The following is a 21,884-nucleotide window of genomic DNA, read 5'->3' as shown; positions in this document are numbered from 1 at the left end:
TATCGCCGGTTTTAAACAAAATCCGCAAAATGCACTCATAAAGCTTGTTGCAAATTTTAAATTGTTGAAATGTGTGGAAGAATGGCAATATCCTTGTTGCTTGTTTAGCAAAGCATTACCTATGGATTTATATAAATTATCTCGTTTTACAAAAGCGCAAGAACATACCTATCAACAGGCGCTACGAGAAATTAAAGAAGGCAAAAAACGCAGCCATTGGATGTGGTTTGTTTTTCCGCAAATTAAAGGGTTAGGATTTAGCGAAACCTCCAAATTTTATAGCATTAAAAGCTTAGCCGAGGCGCGGGCTTACCTTGCCGATGCGCTTTTGGGTTTCCGCTTGCGCGAGATTTCCGAAGCTTTATTGCAAAACACTGGTGAAAACGCTACCACTATTTTCGGTCACCCGGATGATTTAAAACTGCACTCCAGCATGACCTTATTTGCAAAAGTAAACGAAGCAAAGCCAAATGTCTTCGAGCAGATTTTAGATAAGTTTTTTAAAGGTAAGCCCGATGAAAAAACTTTAGCCCAGCTGGCTTAAGGTCGGTTTTTCTTGTTTATGGATTGTCACAGCTTATTTTAATTTAAATCTTACACCTAAATCTTTTTATTTTTGCGCCATCATTAAGCATAATTCAAGAAGATGCCAGTTAAGATTCCGAACAACCTTCCAGCAATAGAGCTCCTTAAAAAGGAGAATATTTTTGTGATGACCGAGCTTCGCGCTGATATTCAAGATATCCGCCCAATGCGTGTTTTGATTCTGAACCTGATGCCCATCAAAATAACTACAGAAACAGATTTTGTACGACTGCTTTCTAACAATCCTTTGCAGGTAGAGGTGGAGTTTCTGCGTTTAAATTCGCACACGCCAAAAAACACCCCAGAAGAACATCTGGAGATGTTTTACAAAAGTTTTAGTGCCGTTAAAAACAATTATTATGATGGAATGATTATTACCGGTGCTCCCGTGGAAATGCTCCGATTTGAAGAAGTGCGTTATTGGGAAGAGGTGACAGAAATTTTTGATTGGGCACGTAAGCACGTTACTTCCACGTTGTATATTTGTTGGGCTTCTCAAGCTGCTTTATACCATTTTTACGGAGTAGAAAAAGTACCGATGGACGAGAAACTGTTCGGTGTATTTAAACATGCTGTGCAAGAAAAAGGAAATCCACTATTCCGTGGGTTTGATGACGAATTTTACATTCCGCACAGCAGGCACACCACCATTTCTTTGGATGATATTGCCACAAAGCCAGAAATTAACGTCTTAGCGGTTTCTCCAGAAGCAGGTATTGCTATTGCATCCTCGCGTGGCGGGCGCGAGTTTTACCTTACCGGGCATTCCGAATATTCGCCTTTAACTTTGCATAACGAGTATCAGCGCGATGTTGATAAAGGTTTGGAGGTGCCAGTACCGCAGAATTACTATAAAAATGATGACCCTAAAAACGGACCGCTTGTTTGCTGGACCGGCCATGCCAACCTGTTGTTTAATAACTGGCTAAACTATTTTGTTTACCAAGAAACGCCTTTTGATTTAAAAGATGTGGAGCAGCTGGGCGATTTGAAAGAGAGCAATTAAAAGGTCTTTTTTTTACAGATATAATCGGTGAGGCTTAAAAAAAAGCATCACCGATTTTTTTTGGCAAATTTTACCATGAAGAACCACAAATCTGTGAGGTTTTCACCCTTATCCCACCTAAACAACTTTCCGCAAAACTTAAGGCAAAAAAAAAGCCCCGAAGAAAATTCCTCCGGGGCAAAAAAATTAAAAAAATATTACCAGTCGCTTCTACGGCTGCGGCCGCTGCCACCTTCTCTACGGTCTTCTCTGCGTTTTCCAGAAAAATCGCGGAAAGCGCTGCCGCCACTGCGTTCTCTTGATCTGCGTTCGCCACGGTCGCTACCGCCACCGCTACGCTCTCTGCGTTCGCCACCGCGTCTTTCGCCGCCGCCAAATCCGCCAGCACCTCTTCTGCGTTCGCCGCCGCCGCCACGTCTTTCACCGCCGCCGTTGCTGCTTCCGCCATCGCCAGAAACTTCAATGCGCACATCGCGTCCGTGGTAGTCAATCGGTTTAAAAGCCTCAATAACTTGGTTGGTCAAATCACTTTCTACCTCAAAGAAAGAGAAAACACCTTTCATGTCAATACGGCCAACAGATTTTCCGCTGATACCGGTATTGTTGCAAATATAACCTAGCAAATCGCCACGACTAAAATCGTCTACCGCGCCAAGGTTAATAAATAAACGGGTAAAGCCAGCTTCTGCACCTCTTCCTCTGTCGCCACGTTCACCGCGCTCACTACGTTTGCCGTCTCTGCTGCCACGTTCTTCTGTTGCGTCAGCATTTAAATCTCTGGCGCCTTTGTAATATTCTAAAAAGCGGTTAAACTCTAAAGAAACAAAGCGTTTAATCAGTTCTTCTTTGCTCATCTCGCCAAACTCGCCCATAATGCGTGGCAAATATTGGTCAATTTGCTGGTCGTTAACTTCAACCTCGTTCACTTTATGGATTAAACCAAAAAGTTGTTTTTCTACCACATCAAAACCAGTAGGAACTTCAGTTTTTGTAAACTGCTTCCCAATTACTTTTTCAATCTGGCGAATTTTGTGCAGCTCCCTGGAGTTGATAATGGCGATAGAAACACCGGTTTTTCCGGCGCGGCCAGTACGTCCGCTACGGTGGGTGTAGTTCGCAATCTCATCAGGTAAAGAGTAGTTGATAACGTGGGTAACCTCGTTAACATCAATACCGCGCGCGGCAACATCAGTTGCAATTAACAACTGCAAGCTTCTATCGCGGTAGCGTTTCATCACCTTATCGCGCTGTTGTTGCGATAAATCGCCGTGCAAAGCATCAGCGTTGTAGCCGTCTTTAATTAAGGCTTCGGCAATTTCTTGCGTTTCAATTTTTGTACGGCAAAATACAATCCCAAAAATATCAGGGTTATAATCTACAATACGTTTAAAAGCGGCGTATTTATCACGCGCTTTCACCACATAGTATTCGTGGTCAATGTTTACGTTGCCCGAGTTTTTGGTGCCCATAGTGAGCTCCTTCGGATCTGTCATGTAGTTCTGCGCAATAGCCCGTACCTCTCTAGGCATGGTTGCAGAAAAAAGCCAAGTTTTCTTGGTGTCTGGTGTGGTCGACAAAATTTCGTCGATGTCTTCCTGGAAACCCATGTTCAACATCTCGTCCGCTTCGTCCAAAACCACGTAGTTCACCTGCGAAAAATCAATCGCTTTACGGTTAAGGATGTCTTTCATCCTTCCTGGCGTAGCCACTACAATTTGCACCCCGCGCTTAATATCGCGCAATTGGTTAACAATGTTGGCACCGCCATACACTGCAACTACGCTGGCATTAGGTAGGTTTTTGGCGAAATTCTTAATGTCATTGCTGATCTGTAAACACAGTTCGCGCGTTGGACAAAGAATTAAAGCTTGCGGGAAATTTTTCTTGTAGTCAATTAGTTCTAAAAGTGGAAGACCAAATGCTGCTGTCTTTCCGGTTCCTGTCTGGGCTAATCCGACAAAATCGTTGCTGCCTGATAACAAAACCGGAATGGCACTTTCCTGTATCGGAGTTGGTTTCTCAAAGCCCAACTCGGTTATCGCATTAACAATATCATGACGGATCCCCAATTCATTGAATGGGTTCATGATAATAAATAAGATTTAGCAACATTGCTAAATAGGGCGCAAAGGTAAGGTTTTAAATTTACAAATGCAAGTGAATTTAATTTATTGATTATGAATAGGATGTTGTTTTAAATGTCGCTTTTTTGTGTCATAAGCCACCGGAAAAAGCACGTATAGTCACTTTTTGGCATCCTGCTGATGATGTAAACAGAATGAAAACATTTTTTTGAAAAGGTGCTGCTTTGCTTGTTTTTTTCGGCAGTCCCGTTTTCCGCTATAGTCCTCGCGCGCAAAAAAAGCGCGCTGTGGGCTGCCGCTGCACCCGGGTTTATTTAACGCAGGCTAGTGCTATAAAAGCCAAGATCTCCCAATTTTTTGCCAAAGAGCTATTTTATAAAGTGGATAAAATTGGTTTCTGTTTAAATTGCCGGTAGGCTTATTTCGGTAACGTTTTCTTGCGTTATTTGTTTACAATTTGTCCCCACCTCACTCGGACTTCGCCCGGACTTGACCCGGATAATCTCCGTATCAAGTCCTTTTAAAGTCTGGACAAAGTCTTTGTTATTTTAGTAGTGGATATGGAAATTCCGTAGTGGATGCCTCGTGAAAAACTGTGTTTGTTTTTGAAAACGTAGTATCCAGAGCATTTTACTTAACGCTTAGCTTTACTGTCGCCACAAATTTTTCGGGAACTGCTTTTTCTTAAATAAAAAGCTTAAATCTGCGCAAGCTCGTGCAGAATATTTCAACATTGCCGGGTGCGTGCGAAAACACGCGCCATTTTTACTGTTATACAGGCTTTTTGTTAAAAAAAGCTGTGCATAACTTCGTGGCGCTTTCTAGTCCGTTCTTGCTTTTGCTTTTTAATTTTGTTGTTATTGAGCTAGGCTGTTTTTTTAAACAGAAAACAGGGGAATCGGGTGCAAATCCCGAACTGTTGCGCAACTGTAAGTGGACCCAGAGAAAGTCCATAAGTCAGGCTACCTGCCAAGTCTCAAATGAATTTTGTTTTCGCATAAAAAACGAGGTTCGGAAAAATATTTGCCGTTTTCCCCCTTCTTTTTTGTGCCATTGTTTAATTTTTAAAGCTTTTGCAATGGGCATTTTTGACAAACGATTAAACTACAAACCCTTTGAGTACCCCGAAGTGATGCAGTTTGTAGACAGTATGAACAACTCTTTTTGGGTGCATAAAGAAATTGATTTCACCGCCGACATCCAGGATTTTAAAGCAAACCTAAGCGATTTGGAACAGGAGATTGTAAAACGCAGTCTTTTAAGCATTGCCCAGGTTGAGGTGGGTGTAAAACTGTTTTGGGGCGATTTGTACAGGCATTTCCCAAAACCCGAATTAAATAATTTAGGCGCCACCTTTGCAGAGTGCGAAGTGCGCCACGGCGAAGCCTACGCGCGTTTGTTGGAAGTGCTGGGTTTTAATAAAGATTTTGAAAATTTGGTAAACGTACCGGTATTTCAAAAAAAGCTAGAGCTGATAGAGGAGAGCCTTAACCCAGGCCGTGATGTAATCTCTAAACTGTTGTTTTTCACTATTGTTATCGAAAACTCCTCGCTTTTCTCACAGTTTGCTAACGTATTATCTTTCACGCGTTTTAAAGGTTATCTTAAAAATACATCGAATATTATCGCATGGACCTCTATTGACGAGCAAAACCATGCTGATGCCGGTGTTTACCTGCTAAACAAATTGGACAGCGAGGGCTATCTTACCCAAGAAATAAAAAATAATTTAGCCACCGAGGTAAAAAAATATATCGAATACGAAGCGGATCTGTTAGACTGGATTTACGAATACGGCGAGCTTGATTTTTTTAGTAAAGAAGACATGCTCAACTTTATGAAATACCGCGTGGATGATTCTCTGCAAAAAATTGGCGTCCCTAAGCTATTTAACATCACCGCGGCGCAGTACCAGCCCATGATGTGGTTTGATGAGGAGATTTTCGCCAACGAACTTGACGACTTTTTTGCTAAGCGCCCTACAGCCTATACTAAACACGATAAAAGCATTCACGCTGAAGACTTATTTTAACATTTATCAGGTTTAAACTATGGAAAACAACAACAGTATAGAGCTAGAACGGATTTTTAATGCCAGTTCTGACTTTAAAGTAGGCGAATATTTGTACATGGGCATGGCCACCCTAAACGGAAAAAAGGTGTGTATTTCGGTGGCTTATACCTTAAGCTACTGTTTTAAAAAAGCCGATGAGTTTTTAAAGGAGGATGCTAACGTGAGCTTTGCCCATGTAAGTAAAATTGTGAATGGACAAAAACTAGCCTGCCAAAAATTTTATCCTACCCAAGCACTTAAAAATTATTACTGATGAACGATATCTGGTGGCTCAATGATGAAAGTGAGCAAATTTTAAACAGAGGTTATCTGTTAAAAGGCGAAAGCGTAAAAGGTGCAATAGAACGCGTTGCAACTGCAGCCAGTAAACAGCTTTATCGCCCAGAATTAAAAGAGAAATTTATAGCTATCATAGAAAAAGGCTGGATGAGCCTAAGTTCGCCGATTTGGGCAAATATGGGCACCGAGCGTGGTTTGCCGATCTCTTGCTTTAACGTACATGTGCCCGATTATATAGAAGGCATTACGCACAAGCTGGGCGAGGTAATCATGCAAACCAAAATAGGCGGCGGTACGTCGGGCTATTTTGGCGAGTTACGCGGCCGCGGTACTGCAGTTACCGATAATGGGCAAAGTAGCGGTGCGGTATCATTTATGAAATTGTTTGATACGGCTATGGACACCATTTCGCAAGGTGGTGTTAGGCGGGGGGCTTTTGCGGCCTATTTGGATATTGACCATCCGGATATCGAAGAATTTTTAAATATCAAAGACATTGGCAGTCCTTTGCAAAACCTGTTTTTTGGCGTGTGCGTGCCAGATTATTGGATGCAGGAAATGATAGACGGAGATATGGCAAAACGTAAGGTTTGGGCTAAAGTCCTCGAATCGCGGCAGCAAAAAGGGATGCCTTACGTACTGTTTTCTGATAATGTAAACCGCAACAAGCCACAGGTTTACAAAGACAAAAATATGCGTATCAACTCTAGCAACCTGTGCTCAGAAATTATGTTGCCATCCAATTTTGACGAATCTTTCATCTGTTGCCTGTCTTCTATGAATTTAGAGCTTTATGATGAGTGGAAAGATACCGACGCGGTGCAAACGGCCATATTTTTTTTAGACGCAGTATTGCAAGAGTTTATCAACAAAACGGAGGATAACTACTATTTAAAAAGCGCTAATAATTTTGCGAAAAGACACCGTGCGGTGGGTCTGGGTGTAATGGGCTGGCATTCGTATCTGCAAAAAAACAAAATCCCATTTGAAGGCTTGCAAGCAAAACAGCTTACGCATAAGATATTTGCACATATACAAGCCGAAGCTAATGAAGCCACCATTAAATTGGCCGAAATTTTTGGCGAACCCGAAGTATTAAAAGGTTATGGCATCAGAAACACCACGGTAACAGCAATTGCGCCTACAACCTCCTCATCTGCAATTTTGGGTCAAACCTCGCCGGGGATTGAACCGTTCAGCAGCAATTACTTTAAGGCCGGTTTATCCAAAGGGAATTTCATCCGCAAAAACAAATATTTAAAAACTTTGCTTGAAGAAAAAGGGATAGATAACGAGGAAACCTGGCGCAGCATTATGCTAAACCAAGGCAGTGTACAACATTTGCCACAACTGAGCGAAGATGAAAAAATGATTTTTAAAACTTTCAAAGAAATTAGTCAGTTGGAAATTGTGCAGCAAGCATCCATCCGCCAAAAATATATAGACCAGTCACAAAGCTTAAATATCAACATCCCGTCTAACCTTTCTGTTAAAGACGTAAATAAATTGATGATAGAGGCTTGGCAATTGGGTGTAAAAACGCTGTATTACCAGCGCAGCCAAAGCGTTTCTAAAGAAACCGTGGTTCAAAATTTGGTGAACTGCGTAAGTTGCGAGGCTTAATGAGTTCCCATAATTTTTAATATTAAGAAAAAGGAGCGTATGAAAATTGCGCTCCTTTTTTTATTTTACGCTAACCCTAAAACATTGCCATGAAGAAACTCTTTTTTATTTTATGTTTGCTATGTAGCCAATTGTCTTTTTCGCAAGAATTACCTCATTTTTTTATTGTCAATAAGCAATTAGCTTGGGCTAAAGTTTATGACACCAATCTTCAAAAAGAAGAAATTGCGCAACTTTTGCGTTTAAACGGTTTGTTTAAAGAGGTAGAAATAAACGGTAATATCATTACGGCTAGCCTTCAGTTTGTTTCTGCCGACTATGAAGGCGCAGGTTACAATATATTAAGTAGAGGCTGGTATGTTGCCAACTCTACCATTGGGGGGGAAGTTGGCCTTACAGTTTAAAGATGGGAAGTATCGCGCAGTGATTAGTGGGATTGTATTAACGCGCTCAAACCTTCGCGACACTTTAGGGATTTCTGTACAGCCTTTGGTGGATGTTGCATTAAAGAAAAATGCGTTTAAAACAAGCTTTGTAAATTCCGATTCTAAAATTTACGACTATACTTTTTCTAATTTATTCGATTTTAACGCTTATGTGGCGTTTGTAAATGACAACTGGTAAAGTTATTTCACCTATACATCTCATCAATAAAAATATGAGTCCAGCTAAAATCTTTTTCTATACGCTTCTAGTATTTTTTGCAGTCGCAAACCTAGCGCAGGCGAACGAGTTTTTCCCCGCTATAAACGCAAGAAATGTAAACCCCGACACTTATTTGTCTATCAGTTTTGACCAAAAACCGGTTTTGCAGAATAAAGGAAAAATTAAAGTTTATGATGCCACTAGTCATGAGTTGGTAGATGTTTTGGATATGGCTATACCGCCAGGCCCAAAAAATACGCGCATGCCAGAAGGTTACCAAAAAATGCACTATAAAGGTTTTTCGGATAGTATTATTTATAAAAATAGGGTGGATGTTGCGCCCACAGACGGATATCAGATAAACTATATTGGCGGGAAAACAAAAGATGATGCCCACCATTTTTATCCGGTTTTGATAGAGGGTAAAACAGCCAAGATCTTTTTGCACAACAACGCTCTTGCCTACGGAAAAACCTATTACGTAGTAGTAGAAAATGGAGTGTTAGAGGAAGCTAACGGCGCCAGTTTTGAAGTGAAGGGTCAACAATGGAAATTCACCACAAAAAATCAAGGGCCTAGGCTAAGCCAAGGGAAAATCACCGTTTCTACAAGTGGCGAGGCAGATTTTACAACCATACAAGGCGCAATAGATTTTTTGCCGGAGAACAACAAAACGCCAATTAACATCTTTATTGAGGATGGTGTTTATGATGAAATTGTGAATTTTCAGCATCGCAATAACGTATCATTTATTGGCGAAAGCCGTGAGGGAACCATTATCCGCTACTACAATAATGGCGTGTTTAATATGAGGGATATAAGTCCGGACCCGAAATTAAATGGTGGCAGGCATCACATACGCTCGGTTTTTTCGGTTACGCACGCAACAAACATTAAGTTGGCAAACCTCACTTTTCGCTCGGCCGGCGATAAAGGTGCGCAAGCAGAAGCTTTGCTTTTAGTGGGCGACAAAATTAATGTGCAAAACGTTTTTGTAGACGGAAGTGGCGATGCACTACAAGCTACCGGACGGATATATATAGCCAACAGCACGATTAAAGGTATTGGTGATAATGTGCTAGGCTACGGAGCAGTATTTTTTAAAAACTGCGAGTTAATTAGTACCGGCGGGCCACATTTATGGGTGCGTAATACTGATAAGAACCACGGAAATGTTTTTGTAAACTGCATCTTTAGAACGGACGGAAATTCGCTGGCAGAAATAGCACGCGCGCCCGATAACCACGGCATTAAATATCCTTATGCAGAAGCGGTATTAATCGACTGCAAATTGCAAGGCCTGAAACCGGAGGGTTGGGGCACGGTAGCAGAACCTTATACCCATGTTAGGTATTGGGAATTTAACAGCACTACATTGGAAGGCAAACCTTTGGACTTTAGCAAAAGACACATGGCATCAAAGCGTTTAGATGCCAAGCGTGATGCAGAAATAATTAAACAGTACCGAAATCCGTCCTATGTTTTAGCCGGATGGAACCCGGAAGAGTAGAGGAGGAGCAAGAAGAGCTGAATAAAAATTAAAGAAGTTGAGCTGGTTTTGGTTTGTTATTTGCCAAAGTATTTAAGTAAAAACAATCCTATGAAACTCACGCGCGTAAAAACCACCAGAACACAAAATTTTTTTAGAAAGCTGCTTGGCTTAATGATGATTTTGCCCGGTATTGCGCATTTGACGTTTGCTCGTAAAGAATTTAGGGCACAGGTGCCTAGATGGTTGCCTACAGATCCTGCATTTATGGATTTTGTGGTGTTAGCATCCGGTTTGGTAGAGATAGCTTTTGGTATTTCGTTACTTGCTTTGCCCAAACATAAGCTTAAAATTGGGATTGTTTTAGTGGTGTTTTACGTGCTTATTTTTCCGGGTAATATTTCGCAGTACACTAACCGCATAAACGGCTTCGGTTTAGATACGGATAATAAACGCTTAGCTCGTCTGTTTTTTCAGCCGGTTTTAATTTTGTGGGCGCTTTGGGCTTGTGGCGCATTTAATAAAAGAGAATCCCTGAGCACTGGGCATGGATCATAGGTTATAGTTTTTAGTCCGTAGTCCATCGACCATTGTCCGTAGTCCGTAGTCCCCAGTCCATCGACCATTGTCCGTAGTCCGCAGTCCGTAGTCCATCGACCATAGTCCATCGACCATAGTCCATCGACCATCAACCATTGACCATTAACCATTGTTCCGCTACCTAAAATATCCTACTTGCAACTACGCTTATTATTAAGAAATTTGTGGCCACACAATATTTTTAATTTTGCTACAAAACTACGTCGCTTACGCTTTATTTTTCCTTTTTCAGATATGCTTTATTATACAGCTGTATTATATTGTGGTTGTACAAGGGAAGCTCAGAGGTTTTAAATCTATGCCAGCCGAAGCCGGTTTTTCCGAGCCGGTTTCTGTAATTATTTGTGCACGCAACGAGGCGAAGAATCTAGAACAATATTTGCCCACCGTGCTGCATCAAAACTATCCCAATTTTGAGGTGGTTGTGGTAAACGATTGTTCTGTAGACGGTACTTATGATGTTCTACGGGCTTTCCAAGCTAAATATCCGCAATTAAAAGTGGTAACCATTAATGAGCATCCCCGCTTTAAAACAGCCAAAAAATTCGCCGTTACTTTAGGTATCAAAGGTGCTTCAAACGAAATTTTGCTGTTTACAGATGCCGACTGCGAGCCAGCATCCCAAAACTGGATCAGCCAAATGGTGCAACATTATCAAAATCCGAATACGCAAATTGTTCTCGGCTATTCCCCTTATAAAAAGTTTGGAGGTTTGCTAAACGCGCTCATCCGTTTTGAAACTTTCCAAACTGCCATAAATTATTTTGCTTTTGCCCTTATCGGGATGCCGTACATGGGCGTGGGCAGAAATTTATCATATAAAAAATCCTTGTTTTTTGAAGGGAAAGGCTTTGCCTCGCACATGCACATCCCGTCTGGGGATGATGATTTGTTTGTGAACCAAAATGCAAACAGCATAAACACCGCAATAGAAATTAGTGCAGATTCGCATGTTTTTACACAGCCAAAAACCACTTGGGCTAGCTACTGGAAGCAAAAAATACGACATTTAGGTGCATCAAAACTGTATAAGCCACAACACAAAGTCAATCTAACTTTGCAGGCCACATCTGCCATTGGCTTTTATGTTTTTTTTATTTTGTGCCTGATATTAAAAGTTGAGTTGGTTGTGGTACTGGCTATCTTCGGCTTCCGTTTTGCTTGTCAACTATTTATCTACTATAAACCTTTGTTTAAGTTTGGTTATAAAGATTTAACTTGGATATTGCTGATATTAGATCCGTTTTACTATATTTATTTGGGCTCGGTAAACATAGCTCGGCTTTTCATTAAAAAAACGACATGGAAATAAATCCGAATTTCTCAGACAATGCAAAAAACGACTTTTCTTTGGTAGAAAAAGCCAAAGAAGGCAACCAAAAGGCTTATGCCGAGTTGATGCAACGTTACAAGGATTCCATTTTTTTTATGGTGTTAAAAATGGTAAATAATAAAGACGATGCCATGGACATTACCGTAACTACCTTTGCCAAGGCTTTTGAAAATTTAGATAAATACCGGCCCGATTTTGCTTTTAGCACTTGGCTGTTTCGCATTGCCACTAACGGAAGCATTGATTTTATCCGAAAAAAGAAAATAAGCACCACATCTATTGATAGCATAGGCTCAGATGGCGCTGATGATAAAGTTTACGAGATAAAAAGCGATGTGCTAAACCCCGAAGAGCATTCCATAAAAAAGCAACAGACCGAACAGCTCAAAGAAATCATTGACAAACTGCCCACACGCTACCGCACGCTTATTATTTTAAGATATTTTGATGAGCTATCTTACGAAGAAATAGCAGAGCAAATGGATTTACCATTGGGCACCGTGAAAGCACAATTGTTTAGGGGCCGAGATTTGTTGTCCAATATTTTAAGCCGCAGAAAAAAAAGCCAAAAAAGTGACTTCTAGTTTAATCCAACAGTATTTTCCAGATTTAAGTGCCCAACAAATCCAACAGTTTGATCAGCTGTTTGAACTTTACCAGACTTGGAATTCGCAAATCAACGTTATTAGCCGTAAAGATATAGATCAGCTGTACGAGCGCCATATTCTGCATTCTTTGGGCATTGCCAAGATTTTTTCTTTTCTACCAGGCCAGCATGTCATGGATGTGGGCACGGGTGGCGGTTTTCCGGGTGTGCCATTGGCTATTCTTTTCCCCGAAACTAATTTTTTGCTGGTAGATTCTATCGGAAAGAAGATAAAAGTGGTGAATGAGGTGGCAACTGCCGTTGGGCTTAAAAACTTAAAAGCTGTGCACAGCCGGGCCGAGCAGGTGGATCAAAAGTTTGATTTTGTGGTTTCCAGAGCAGTTACAAAGCTCAAAGACTTTTACCCTTGGGTGAAAGATAAATTTAAAAAGGGCGGGACCGGCGACTTCAAAAATGGCGTGTTTTATCTTAAAGGAGGCGATTTGCAGGAAGAGTTATCGGAATCTGAATTAAAAAACATTCAACTGTTTCCCCTAAGCGATTATTTCAAATCGGAGTTTTTTGAGACCAAGTATGTAGTTTACTTCCCTGCTCAGTAAAAAACCAATGTTACAGCAGATTGCACTTACGTTTATAAAAGGCATTGGCGATATTACCATTAAAAATTTAATGAGCTATTGTGGCGGGGTAGAAGAGATTTTTGCCACTAAAAAACACGTCCTTGAAAAAATCCCAGGCATAGGGCCAAAAACTGCGGAAGCCATTGTTAGTCACCAAGCTTTTAAGCGTGCAGAAGAAGAATTGCTCTTCATCGATAAATACAAGATACAGCCCCTTTTTTATACCGATGCAAATTATCCAAAACGTTTAAAAAACTGTATAGATGCGCCGGCCATGCTTTATTTCAAAGGTTCGGCAAATTTGAACAATCAAAAAGTTATAGCTGTTGTGGGCACTCGCAATGCAAGCGCCTACGGTAGGGCATTTTGCGAAAGTTTGATTGCCGGATTAAAAGTACACCAACCTTTAATTGTAAGCGGTTTAGCTTACGGTATTGATGTGGCGGCGCACAAATCTGCTCTGCAGAATAAACAAAGCACAATTGGGGTTCTAGGGCATGGCTTAGATCGGATTTACCCAGCGTTACACCGTCCCGTTGCCGAACAAATGTTGATAAACGGTGGCTTATTAACCGAATTTCCTTCGCAAACCAATCCGGATAAACAAAATTTCCCAAAAAGGAACAGGATTATTGCTGGCATGGCCGATGCGGTTATTGTAGTGGAAGCAGCTAAAAAAGGAGGCGCTTTAATTACGGCGGAGATTGCCAACTCTTACAATAAAGATGTTTTTGCTTTGCCGGGTAGGATAGATGATGAGTTTTCTGAAGGATGCAACTTTTTGATTAAAACCAACCGCGCCAATTTAATCACCGGGCCAGAGGATGTAGAATACATTATGGGCTGGCATAGCGAAAAGCCGGCAGAGCAAAAGGCAGCACCAAAGCTGTTTTTAGATTTAAGTAAAGATGAACAGGCTATTGTAAAAACAATCCGCCAGGCAGAAAGTATAGCCATAGATGATTTACAGATAAAGTTAGACATGCCACAAAGCAAACTGGCTATGCTGTTGTTAAATTTAGAAATGCAAGCCGTAATCATTGCGCTTCCCGGGCGTGTTTACCGCTTAAATTAGCCCTCGTTTTTTGGGAAATCGTACATCAAAAGATTACCCGTGTGTTTGCTAACCATTGCCCAGCTATCAAAAGGAAATTGTATTAAAGCTACACCGCAGGTTGGGATATTGAATAAATCGGCATCGCTTAGATACACAGCCAAATCGGTAATGCCATTATTATGGCCAAAAAGAGCCACGAGATCATCTTCGTCATCCAAGGCGTTAATAACATCTAACAGCGCGGTTACATTTGCCTCATAAATGCTTGCTTCAAACTGAATTTCGCTTAAATTCCTATGCCAGGTTTGCGCCATCAGTTGGCAGGTTGTTGCCGCACGCAAGGCAGGGCTGCTTACCAACTTTTGCGGGACCAAGTGCTGCATGTTCAGCCGGGAAGCCATATCTACACTGTCACGCAAACCACGTGGGTTAAGCGGACGGTTAAAGTCGCTATTACTGCCATTGCTCCAGTCGGATTTTGCGTGGCGGATTAATAAAATTTGTTTTGCCATGGGTTTTCAAAGGTTGATTAATGGAGATTATGCGATTATTCCTTTTTGAATTTTTTAAAATATATCAGTTGTAACTCTTTTATTTTAAGATTATTATGTATCATCCAAAGTGTGAGAGTTCGTTCGGCAATAAAACCTAAAATTCTTCTTTGGTAACCTTTATAACTTTCTAAATCCACAGATTGCTCAAACTTAAACAGTACGTCGAACCACCACTGCATAAAATCACGATATCTTGCTTCTTTCATTACAAACATGTTGTTGCCGTACAAAATATTTCCATTTAACACGTCTTGTAAAGTGTCCGCCATCTCGGGATAATCTTTTATTATTATCTTTTCAAGGATGTTTAAATCATTGACATCGTGATATTTAGAATAGTGCGTGCGAATAGAATATCTGAATTTTCTAGGAACGGGCAGGATGACATCGTAATCATCTAAGATGAGCCGGGTTTGATCAAAGTTTAGAATTTTAGGAATCCACTTTTTAGTATTTTTTGTATAAATGAGCGGATTGGGGCCTACCTGCGTTTTAAACGGATGAAAAAGAATGTATTTCAGCTTCAAGTACCAAGGCTCTGGAGAGACAGTAAAATATCTTCGATAATGACAGACACCGGTGAAAGGTAAGTTTGTGTTTTTCCATACCCAAAATGTGCCGGTGAGTTCGCTGTAAAACTCATTTTTAGACGAGATATTCTCACCGGTATCGTCTTTCAAAAAACCTAAAGTATCTTTAATTGGCAACGTTCCACAAAATAGGGGGAGGTACATATCTTCTAAAGGAAGGATAGTGCCTGCTTTATAGTACATTACGAATATTTTTCCCCTCTCTGTAGTTTTCAATAGATTAGATTTTGTTTGAAAAATAATGTATAAGCGCATCCGTTTTTACAGATGACGAATTATAAGTGCAGATTAAGTTTTTCCAGTTTTTATTAGGATGAAACAAAGTTTTAAGAAAATTTTGTTTTTGCACGAATTTCTTCTTTAAAAAAGGATAGCTGTTTTTTAACAGCCACTCAGGATCTGCCATGGTGAAATTTTTTGGCACTTTGTGTTTGTAATTTTTGACAAGTTCAGCATGCTCAAAAACCGAACTCAATATAAATCCTTGTGTTACGAAGTATCTAGACAAACCAATCTCCCATTCGTTTATAACCTTTCTGCGTAATTTTTTTTGATCATGCTCTGCAAAAAAATCATGGATGTTTATAGATTCTAAATAATTATGTAATAAAGATATCGCTTGTTTTTCCCATACTAAAAAATGGCTTTGCAAGTGGTGATTGTTTATGTGTGTCGAAAACCAAGGTTTCTCGTAAGAATCTATTAATCCCCAAAACGGGGCTTTTAATTTAGCGCCTTTTTCAAAAACACCTTTCAAATCGCCTAACAAAATATTGCTATTATTAATTAAAGCTATCCGCGAGGCGTTTTGCAAGTTGATTGTTTTAAGCGCTTTGTAAAACATGCCTAAGTCATACCCTTCATTTTTAACAACAATAACAGATACGTTTTCATTCAATAGTGACGGTTCGATAGCATTATTAGAGGTAACAATCACCTTAGTAAATATTTTACTAAGCTCTGAGATGAAAGCTCTTTCGGGATATGCAAATTCGACAGAATTGCTATAATTTATAAATATGCAATAATCTGTCATCTACTATATTTTATCTCGCTTATTAATTAGCTTTAGAAAGTAATACTTTAATGGGTTTGTATATTTTAGCTGTTTCCACGGCCGGCTGCCGTGTGGCTGATGCAATACCGGAACGTTTAACAGAATATAATTGTTAAACCCCATTTTTACAGACTGGCGGGAGATAAAGACGTCGAACCAATCTTTGCTGGCATCTAAATCTAAAAAAGAATATGCGTTTAAAAAATCTGTTGTTAATAAGGTGCAACAGAAACTTAAACTTCTTTCAGTTTTTAAATACGGCACTTTATTCGTTTTAAATTTTAAATACGGAAAATTTACCGTTCCTGATTCATCAACTGTTACAGCCCCTACCATTCCCGCTTTGTCGGCATCTTTACTAAATGCGAGTATTTTCTGAATGGTATCGGGTTTTACGCAAACGTCTGACTCAACTATAATTAATGGAACATTTTCTTCTTGCGCCCGGGTTTGTGCTTTTTGGAGTACAAGCTTGTAATTAGGTGAAGGGTGTGTGGTTATATCTTCTAAATTTATAAGCTCGAAACCATATTTGGCCGAGTTGGTCGTTAAAACAGTCTTTGTCTCTTCTGTGCTAAAGTCATTAAAAACAATATGTTTGATTTTAGCACTGCTTTTTGCCAGCGCCTTAATGGTATCTAAGGTTGTAGCCAAAGAGTCTTTTACAGGTGTTATTACTAGTGCTTCGTACATCGATGTCCAATAAATTTCTCTTAAAGACAGATTTTATTGATGTTTTTCTTCCGCTCAAAAAAAACAGAAATATCGGCTAAATTAAAAGAATTTAAACACATTTCGGCGCTTAAGCCTCCTTTTCTGCCAATGTGCACCCCGTATTGCATGTCCCTAAAGCCCTCGTTGCGGTGAGCATCTGGGTTTATGGTTAATAAAACACCTTTTTCAAGGGCGTAACGGTGCCAGCGCCAATCCAAATCTAAACGCAGCGGATTGGCGTTAATCTCTATAGCCACGCCGTTCTCTGCACAAGCATCAATCACCTTTTTAAAATTCACTGGGTATCCGGAACGGCTCAACAATAAACGTCCGGTGGGGTGGCCTACTATGGTGGTGTATGGATTTTCAATCGCCTTAATCAAACGCGCGGTCGCTTTTTCTTCGTCCATTTTCATGGCCGAGTGGATAGATGCCACCACAAAATCAAAAGTAGCCAATATTTCTTCCGGATAATCTAAACTGCCATCGCTTAAAATATCAGATTCAATACCCTTGAAAATTTTAAAAGGCGACAGCTCTGCATTTAATTGGTCAATTTCTTGATGTTGCGCTATTACCTTCTCTATACTTAAACCTCCGGCGTAAACGGCTGTTTTTGAGTGGTCCGATATCCCCAAATACGACAAATTCAGCTCGTCTCTACAATACAGTGCCATTTCTTTAATGGTATGGATACCGTCGCTCCAGGTGCTGTGGTTGTGTAAAACACCTTGCAAATCTTCAAAAACAATCAGTTTAGGCAAGCGGTGTTTTTGCGCTAATGCTATTTCGTCTCCACCTTCTCGCAGTTCCGGAACAATAAATTGCAAACCCGCGCGCTCATAAATTTCTTTTTCGCTACTAAACTTTTGTGCTGGGCTTAACAAGGCTTTTACCGCATTTACGTGCGCAGCGCTTCCGGTGCATTCAAATAGGGTAAACGCAAATTCGTCGGCCGTACACGTATGGCATATTATCTTAAGCCCGCTATGGTCTTTTAAGCTTATGCGTTTTTCGTCATGGCTAATTTCAAAAAGTTGCGGGTCAAATAAGGTGAGCACATTTTCTAGCGGAACATTACAAGCCAATACATAATCCAGCTGTTCTACTATCTCGCACTTACGTCTAAAATCTCCTGCCAAAGCGGTTTTACTTTCGGCATCTATTGCCGATAGCTTTTCTGTAAACAGTTGAAGATAATTTTCTGCAATACTTTCAATTTTAGCATACAGATAACGTCCTGCGTTTGCCATTTTAAATTCAATGGCATTTTTTATCTCTTCCTGTGTCTTATAGCCAAAGCCTTTCGCTTCAATCAGGCGGTTTTCATTACAGGCGTAATAGAGTTCGCCTAGATTCTCAATTCCTAATTGGTCCCAAATAATTTTGATTTTTTTAGGACCCAAACCTTTAACGCTAAGCATTTCTAAAATTCCCGCGGGCGTATTGTCTTTCAGTACTTCCAGCTCGTTTAACGTTCCGGTGCTCAGCAGTTCGGCAATCTTTTGTGCAGTGCTTTTTCCTATTCCTTCTATGCTTTCTAAGTCTGCTAAAGGCCTATCTTTAAGTTTAAAGGGCAGCTTGTCTATTTTGAAAGACGCGTTATTGATTGATTTAATTTTGAACGGGTTCTCCTCATTCAGCTCCATCAACTGCCCCAACAGCTTAAATTGCTTAGAAATCTCTTTATTTTCCATCGGCCCGAATTTATGCTTTTGGATTTTTATTCTTCGCTTTCGCGCGATTTTAAATTGCCGGCTGCTCGGTTGAAATCCTGTTAACGTTAAAAGCTGATCACAATTTTACCTATTGCAGTACCCGATTCTAACATCTCATGCGCTAGTTTTAAATTTTCTACCGTAAACCCGTTTAAAACCGTGTTCGTTGTCGGGATGATTTTTTTGTCGTCTAATAATTCTGCGATGTTTTTTAAGATACGATGTTGTTCAATCATATCATCAGTAGAAAACATAGGGCGGGTGTACATAAATTCCCAAGAAAAAGAAACGCTTTTATTTTTCAGTTTATTTAAAGCGATAGGTTTGTCGCTTCCGGTTATTGAACCGATGTGCCCCTGCGGTTTTATTAAGGTAACCATATCATCCCAGTAGTGGTTCAGATTTACAAAGTCCACGATGTAGTCAAACGCGATAAAACCGGCTTTTTCACACTCGCTTACTAAATCCTGATGATTTGCCACGGCGTCAGCGCCCATTTTCAAACACCAGTCACTAGTCTCTTTTCTAGATGCCGTACACACCACCTTTAAACCCGCTACTTGTTTGGCTATTTGTGTGGCGATAGAACCAACACCGCCAGCTCCACCTATAATTAACAGCGTTTTCCCTGCATCTTTTTCTTTTGTGATGTTCATTCGGTCAAACAGCAATTCCCAAGCGGTTAAACTTGTTAAAGGCATACTCGCCGCCTCAGTTGCAGAAAGTGATGTTGGTTTGTGCGCAACAATACGTTCGTCTACCACTTGGTATGTCGCATTGCATCCGGGTCGTGTGATATCTCCGGCATAAAAAACCTCATCCCCAATTTTAAAAAGCTCAACGTCCTGTCCAATAGCTTCTACAATTCCTACCGCATCCCAACCGATAATTTTAGGTTCGGCTAATTCTGTGTCTTTTGCGCTATTCTGTCTGATTTTATAATCAACAGGATTCACGGCAATAGCCTTTATTTTTATTAATAAGTCCTTTGATCCTGGCGAGGGGATCGGCAACTCAAACTCCTCAAAACTTTTTTCTTCTTTAATGGCTAATGATTTTTTAAAACCTATTGCTTGCATAATATAATGTATTTGTTTTGATGGTAAGTTTAGCTAAAAACCGAATTATTTTAAATATCCAATTTTCGATGTTGCAAAAACTTGACTTTCCATAGGTGCTTTTGAGATTTAATACGCTTGTGTTTCGCATAGAGATACAATAGCATAAAAAAACTAAATTTTTTCTCCCACACATTCAGGCTGTTAAGCAAATGGAAGGCGAAAACCTGAAAATAAAACGCGGTCCTTCTTGCAAAAAGGGAAAAAGAATCGCACCTTTGCACTCCGCAAACGCAAGGTCTGCGGGAGACCGGAAACAGGGCAGGGAAGGCAGAGAGGGGACGGCCGGAAAAAAAAATTAAAAAATAATTTTGGCCGGGAAAAGAAAAAGCCGTATGTTTGCGCCCCGCAACGGCGGGAACACAGCAAGGAAAACACGCCTTCCCTTAGTGGGAGGGCGGGAAAGATAAAAAGGGCCGCGCAGGGATGCGCCGGACGGAAGTTCTTTAAAAAGATATCATGCAGCGCCGGCGGGCGCCCCTCTAGGGGGCGCTCCGCCGGGAGGACAGACAGAACAAACAACAGACAGACAGAGATGTCAGGTCTAACTTAACATTATACAATGGAGAGTTTGATCCTGGCTCAGGATGAACGCTAGCGGCAGGCCTAATACATGCAAGTCGAGGGGTATCCCGCTTTCGGGCGGGAGAGACCGGCGCACGGGTGCGTAACGCGTATGCAACCTGCCCTTTTCTGGGGGATAGCCCGGAGAAATCCGGATTAATACCGCATAAGACCACGCTATGGCATCATAGAGGGGTCAAACATTTATGGGAAAAGGATGGGCATGCGTGCCATTAGCTAGTTGGCGGGGTAACGGCCCACCAAGGCGACGATGGCTAGGGGATCTGAGAGGATGGCCCCCCACACTGGTACTGAGACACGGACCAGACTCCTACGGGAGGCAGCAGTAAGGAATATTGGTCAATGGGGGCAACCCTGAACCAGCCATGCCGCGTGCAGGAAGACGGCCCTACGGGTTGTAAACTGCTTTTGCACGGGAACAAACCTCCCCCTGCGGGGGGAGCTGAGGGTACCGTGAGAATAAGGATCGGCTAACTCCGTGCCAGCAGCCGCGGTAATACGGAGGATCCGAGCGTTATCCGGATTTATTGGGTTTAAAGGGAGCGTAGGCGGCCCTCTAAGTCAGGGGTGAAAGACGGCAGCTCAACTGTCGCAGTGCCCTTGATACTGGGGGGCTTGAATGCACCTGAGGCAGGCGGAATGTGGCAAGTAGCGGTGAAATGCATAGATATGCCACAGAACACCGATTGCGAAGGCAGCTTGCTAAAGTGCTATTGACGCTGAGGCTCGAAAGCGTGGGGATCGAACAGGATTAGATACCCTGGTAGTCCACGCCCTAAACGATGATGACTCGGTGCCGGCGATATACTGCCGGCGCCCAAGCGAAAGCGTTAAGTCATCCACCTGGGGAGTACGCCCGCAAGGGTGAAACTCAAAGGAATTGACGGGGGCCCGCACAAGCGGAGGAGCATGTGGTTTAATTCGATGATACGCGAGGAACCTTACCCGGGCTTGAAAGTTACTGAATGGCCTAGAGATAGGCCAGTCCTTCGGGACAGGAAACTAGGTGCTGCATGGCTGTCGTCAGCTCGTGCCGTGAGGTGTTGGGTTAAGTCCCGCAACGAGCGCAACCCCTATGTTTAGTTGCCAGCACGTTAAGGTGGGGACTCTAAACAGACTGCCCGCGCAAGCGGAGAGGAAGGCGGGGACGACGTCAAGTCATCATGGCCCTTACGTCCGGGGCTACACACGTGCTACAATGGGCGGCACAGAGGGCAGCCACCCCGCAAGGGGGCGCCAATCCCGCAAAGCCGCTCACAGTTCGGATCGGGGCCTGCAACTCGGCCCCGTGAAGTTGGATTCGCTAGTAATCGCGTATCAGCAATGACGCGGTGAATACGTTCCCGGGCCTTGTACACACCGCCCGTCAAGCCATGGAAGCCGGGGGCGCCTAAAGTCCGTAGCCGCAAGGATCGGCCTAGGGCGAAACTGGTAACTAGGGCTAAGTCGTAACAAGGTAGCCGTACCGGAAGGTGCGGCTGGAATACCTCCTTTCTAGGGCCCTCCCGGGGGAAAAGCCGGCGCTGCATATATTTTTTTAACAAAA

At 41.7% G+C, this 21,884-nt stretch carries 20 protein-coding genes, 1 rRNA gene and 1 riboswitch; of the genes, 14 read left to right on the top strand and 7 right to left on the bottom strand.

All coding sequences use genetic code 11. The annotated features are described in order from the left end of the window. Positions 1-121 precede the first annotated feature (121 nt). Entirely contained in the window at positions 122-544 is a 423-nt protein-coding gene (locus BCY91_RS02315; RefSeq protein ID WP_120180423.1) for a DUF1810 domain-containing protein, read from the top strand. Positions 545-646: 102 nt separating this feature from the next. After that, entirely contained in the window at positions 647-1,591 is a 945-nt protein-coding gene (metA, locus tag BCY91_RS02310; RefSeq protein ID WP_120180422.1) for a homoserine O-acetyltransferase MetA, read from the top strand. A gap of 197 nt (positions 1,592-1,788) precedes the next feature. Here the strand turns inward: metA and BCY91_RS02305 are convergent, their stop codons facing one another. After that, positions 1,789-3,678, bottom strand: coding sequence for a DEAD/DEAH box helicase (locus BCY91_RS02305; RefSeq protein ID WP_120180421.1), 1,890 nt, complete (start codon positions 3,676-3,678; stop codon positions 1,789-1,791). Positions 3,679-4,525: 847 nt separating this feature from the next. Continuing rightward, positions 4,526-4,663, top strand: a riboswitch (cobalamin riboswitch). Positions 4,664-4,753: 90 nt separating this feature from the next. Between BCY91_RS02305 and BCY91_RS02295 the strand changes: the two genes are divergently transcribed. The 11 genes from BCY91_RS02295 to dprA all read left to right on the top strand — a co-directional run bounded on the left by BCY91_RS02295 (position 4,754) and on the right by dprA (position 14,020). Further along, the gene (locus BCY91_RS02295) at positions 4,754-5,707 is read left to right on the top strand and encodes a ribonucleotide-diphosphate reductase subunit beta (RefSeq protein WP_120180419.1); all 954 of its coding nucleotides are present in this window, start codon (positions 4,754-4,756) and stop codon (positions 5,705-5,707) included. A gap of 19 nt (positions 5,708-5,726) precedes the next feature. Next, positions 5,727-6,002, top strand: a complete 276-nt coding sequence (locus BCY91_RS02290) for a hypothetical protein (protein WP_120180418.1) — start codon at positions 5,727-5,729, stop codon at positions 6,000-6,002. After that, positions 6,002-7,651, top strand: coding sequence for a ribonucleoside-diphosphate reductase subunit alpha (locus tag BCY91_RS02285; RefSeq protein WP_120180417.1), 1,650 nt, complete (start codon positions 6,002-6,004; stop codon positions 7,649-7,651). Before BCY91_RS02290 ends, BCY91_RS02285 begins: the two co-directional genes overlap by 1 nt. An 89-nt stretch (positions 7,652-7,740) precedes the next feature. Beyond that, positions 7,741-8,055 carry a hypothetical protein gene (locus BCY91_RS02280; RefSeq protein WP_120180416.1) on the top strand — a complete coding sequence of 105 codons (315 nt, stop codon included), beginning with the start codon at positions 7,741-7,743 and terminating at the stop codon, positions 8,053-8,055. Further along, positions 8,039-8,275: a hypothetical protein gene (locus BCY91_RS02275; protein ID WP_120180415.1), complete on the top strand. Its 237-nt coding sequence runs from the start codon at positions 8,039-8,041 to the stop codon at positions 8,273-8,275. The genes BCY91_RS02280 and BCY91_RS02275 overlap by 17 nt, the downstream gene beginning before the upstream one ends. A 34-nt stretch (positions 8,276-8,309) precedes the next feature. After that, on the top strand, positions 8,310-9,806 hold the full coding sequence (locus tag BCY91_RS02270) for a pectinesterase family protein (protein WP_182995286.1): 1,497 nt from the start codon (positions 8,310-8,312) through the stop codon (positions 9,804-9,806). Between the two features lie 90 nt (positions 9,807-9,896). Continuing rightward, on the top strand, positions 9,897-10,343 hold the full coding sequence (locus BCY91_RS02265) for a DoxX family protein (RefSeq protein ID WP_120180413.1): 447 nt from the start codon (positions 9,897-9,899) through the stop codon (positions 10,341-10,343). A 229-nt stretch (positions 10,344-10,572) separates the two neighbouring features. After that, entirely contained in the window at positions 10,573-11,697 is a 1,125-nt protein-coding gene (locus BCY91_RS02255) for a glycosyltransferase (RefSeq protein WP_245988982.1), read from the top strand. Continuing rightward, positions 11,688-12,302: an RNA polymerase sigma factor gene (locus BCY91_RS02250; RefSeq protein WP_120180410.1), complete on the top strand. Its 615-nt coding sequence runs from the start codon at positions 11,688-11,690 to the stop codon at positions 12,300-12,302. Before BCY91_RS02255 ends, BCY91_RS02250 begins: the two co-directional genes overlap by 10 nt. Beyond that, positions 12,292-12,924, top strand: a complete 633-nt coding sequence (rsmG, locus tag BCY91_RS02245; RefSeq protein ID WP_120180409.1) for a 16S rRNA (guanine(527)-N(7))-methyltransferase RsmG — start codon at positions 12,292-12,294, stop codon at positions 12,922-12,924. The genes BCY91_RS02250 and rsmG overlap by 11 nt, the downstream gene beginning before the upstream one ends. Before the next feature lie 7 nt (positions 12,925-12,931). Next, the gene (gene dprA / locus BCY91_RS02240) at positions 12,932-14,020 is read left to right on the top strand and encodes a DNA-processing protein DprA (protein ID WP_120180408.1); all 1,089 of its coding nucleotides are present in this window, start codon (positions 12,932-12,934) and stop codon (positions 14,018-14,020) included. Here the strand turns inward: dprA and BCY91_RS02235 are convergent. The 6 genes from BCY91_RS02235 to BCY91_RS02210 form a co-directional block, all read right to left on the bottom strand. Next, entirely contained in the window at positions 14,017-14,514 is a 498-nt protein-coding gene (locus BCY91_RS02235) for a SixA phosphatase family protein (protein WP_120180407.1), read from the bottom strand. The two genes, dprA and BCY91_RS02235, sit on opposite strands and share 4 nt — an antisense overlap. A 35-nt stretch (positions 14,515-14,549) precedes the next feature. Beyond that, a complete protein-coding gene (locus BCY91_RS02230; protein WP_182995285.1) occupies positions 14,550-15,362 on the bottom strand; it encodes a DUF4422 domain-containing protein in 813 nt (270 codons plus the stop codon). A gap of 4 nt (positions 15,363-15,366) precedes the next feature. Continuing rightward, positions 15,367-16,182, bottom strand: a complete 816-nt coding sequence (locus tag BCY91_RS02225) for a rhamnan synthesis F family protein (RefSeq protein ID WP_120180405.1) — start codon at positions 16,180-16,182, stop codon at positions 15,367-15,369. A gap of 3 nt (positions 16,183-16,185) precedes the next feature. After that, a complete protein-coding gene (locus BCY91_RS02220) occupies positions 16,186-16,896 on the bottom strand; it encodes a glycosyltransferase (RefSeq protein ID WP_120180404.1) in 711 nt (236 codons plus the stop codon). A gap of 20 nt (positions 16,897-16,916) precedes the next feature. Continuing rightward, positions 16,917-18,614, bottom strand: coding sequence for a helix-hairpin-helix domain-containing protein (locus BCY91_RS02215; RefSeq protein WP_120180403.1), 1,698 nt, complete (start codon positions 18,612-18,614; stop codon positions 16,917-16,919). An 86-nt stretch (positions 18,615-18,700) separates the two neighbouring features. Next, positions 18,701-19,714, bottom strand: coding sequence for a zinc-binding alcohol dehydrogenase family protein (locus BCY91_RS02210; protein ID WP_120180402.1), 1,014 nt, complete (start codon positions 19,712-19,714; stop codon positions 18,701-18,703). 598 nt (positions 19,715-20,312) lie between these two features. On the opposite strand from BCY91_RS02210, the gene BCY91_RS02205 reads away from it, so the two are divergent. Beyond that, positions 20,313-21,832: ribosomal RNA gene (locus tag BCY91_RS02205) — 16S ribosomal RNA — on the top strand. Positions 21,833-21,884: the final 52 nt, after the last annotated feature.

This window comes from Pelobium manganitolerans, assembly GCF_003609575.1.
Lineage (GTDB): Bacteria > Bacteroidota > Bacteroidia > Sphingobacteriales > Sphingobacteriaceae > Pseudopedobacter > Pseudopedobacter manganitolerans.
This window is presented reverse-complemented; position numbering and strand designations above follow the sequence as displayed.

What these genes read in the sequence shown, in the direction of transcription:
- BCY91_RS02250 (WP_120180410.1), top strand. Translation starts at nt 11,688, where the DNA reads ATGGAAATAAATCCGAATTTCTCAGACAATGCAAAAAACGACTTTTCT.
- BCY91_RS02280 (WP_120180416.1), top strand. Translation starts at nt 7,741, where the DNA reads ATGAAGAAACTCTTTTTTATTTTATGTTTGCTATGTAGCCAATTGTCT.
- BCY91_RS02285 (WP_120180417.1), top strand. Translation starts at nt 6,002, where the DNA reads ATGAACGATATCTGGTGGCTCAATGATGAAAGTGAGCAAATTTTAAAC.
- BCY91_RS02265 (WP_120180413.1), top strand. Translation starts at nt 9,897, where the DNA reads ATGAAACTCACGCGCGTAAAAACCACCAGAACACAAAATTTTTTTAGA.
- BCY91_RS02220 (WP_120180404.1), bottom strand. Translation starts at nt 16,896, where the DNA reads ATGTACGAAGCACTAGTAATAACACCTGTAAAAGACTCTTTGGCTACA.
- BCY91_RS02215 (WP_120180403.1), bottom strand. Translation starts at nt 18,614, where the DNA reads ATGGAAAATAAAGAGATTTCTAAGCAATTTAAGCTGTTGGGGCAGTTG.
- BCY91_RS02305 (WP_120180421.1), bottom strand. Translation starts at nt 3,678, where the DNA reads ATGAACCCATTCAATGAATTGGGGATCCGTCATGATATTGTTAATGCG.
- BCY91_RS02295 (WP_120180419.1), top strand. Translation starts at nt 4,754, where the DNA reads ATGGGCATTTTTGACAAACGATTAAACTACAAACCCTTTGAGTACCCC.
- BCY91_RS02210 (WP_120180402.1), bottom strand. Translation starts at nt 19,714, where the DNA reads ATGCAAGCAATAGGTTTTAAAAAATCATTAGCCATTAAAGAAGAAAAA.
- BCY91_RS02290 (WP_120180418.1), top strand. Translation starts at nt 5,727, where the DNA reads ATGGAAAACAACAACAGTATAGAGCTAGAACGGATTTTTAATGCCAGT.
- metA (WP_120180422.1), top strand. Translation starts at nt 647, where the DNA reads ATGCCAGTTAAGATTCCGAACAACCTTCCAGCAATAGAGCTCCTTAAA.
- BCY91_RS02225 (WP_120180405.1), bottom strand. Translation starts at nt 16,182, where the DNA reads ATGACAGATTATTGCATATTTATAAATTATAGCAATTCTGTCGAATTT.
- BCY91_RS02270 (WP_182995286.1), top strand. Translation starts at nt 8,310, where the DNA reads ATGAGTCCAGCTAAAATCTTTTTCTATACGCTTCTAGTATTTTTTGCA.
- BCY91_RS02315 (WP_120180423.1), top strand. Translation starts at nt 122, where the DNA reads ATGGATTTATATAAATTATCTCGTTTTACAAAAGCGCAAGAACATACC.
- dprA (WP_120180408.1), top strand. Translation starts at nt 12,932, where the DNA reads ATGTTACAGCAGATTGCACTTACGTTTATAAAAGGCATTGGCGATATT.
- BCY91_RS02235 (WP_120180407.1), bottom strand. Translation starts at nt 14,514, where the DNA reads ATGGCAAAACAAATTTTATTAATCCGCCACGCAAAATCCGACTGGAGC.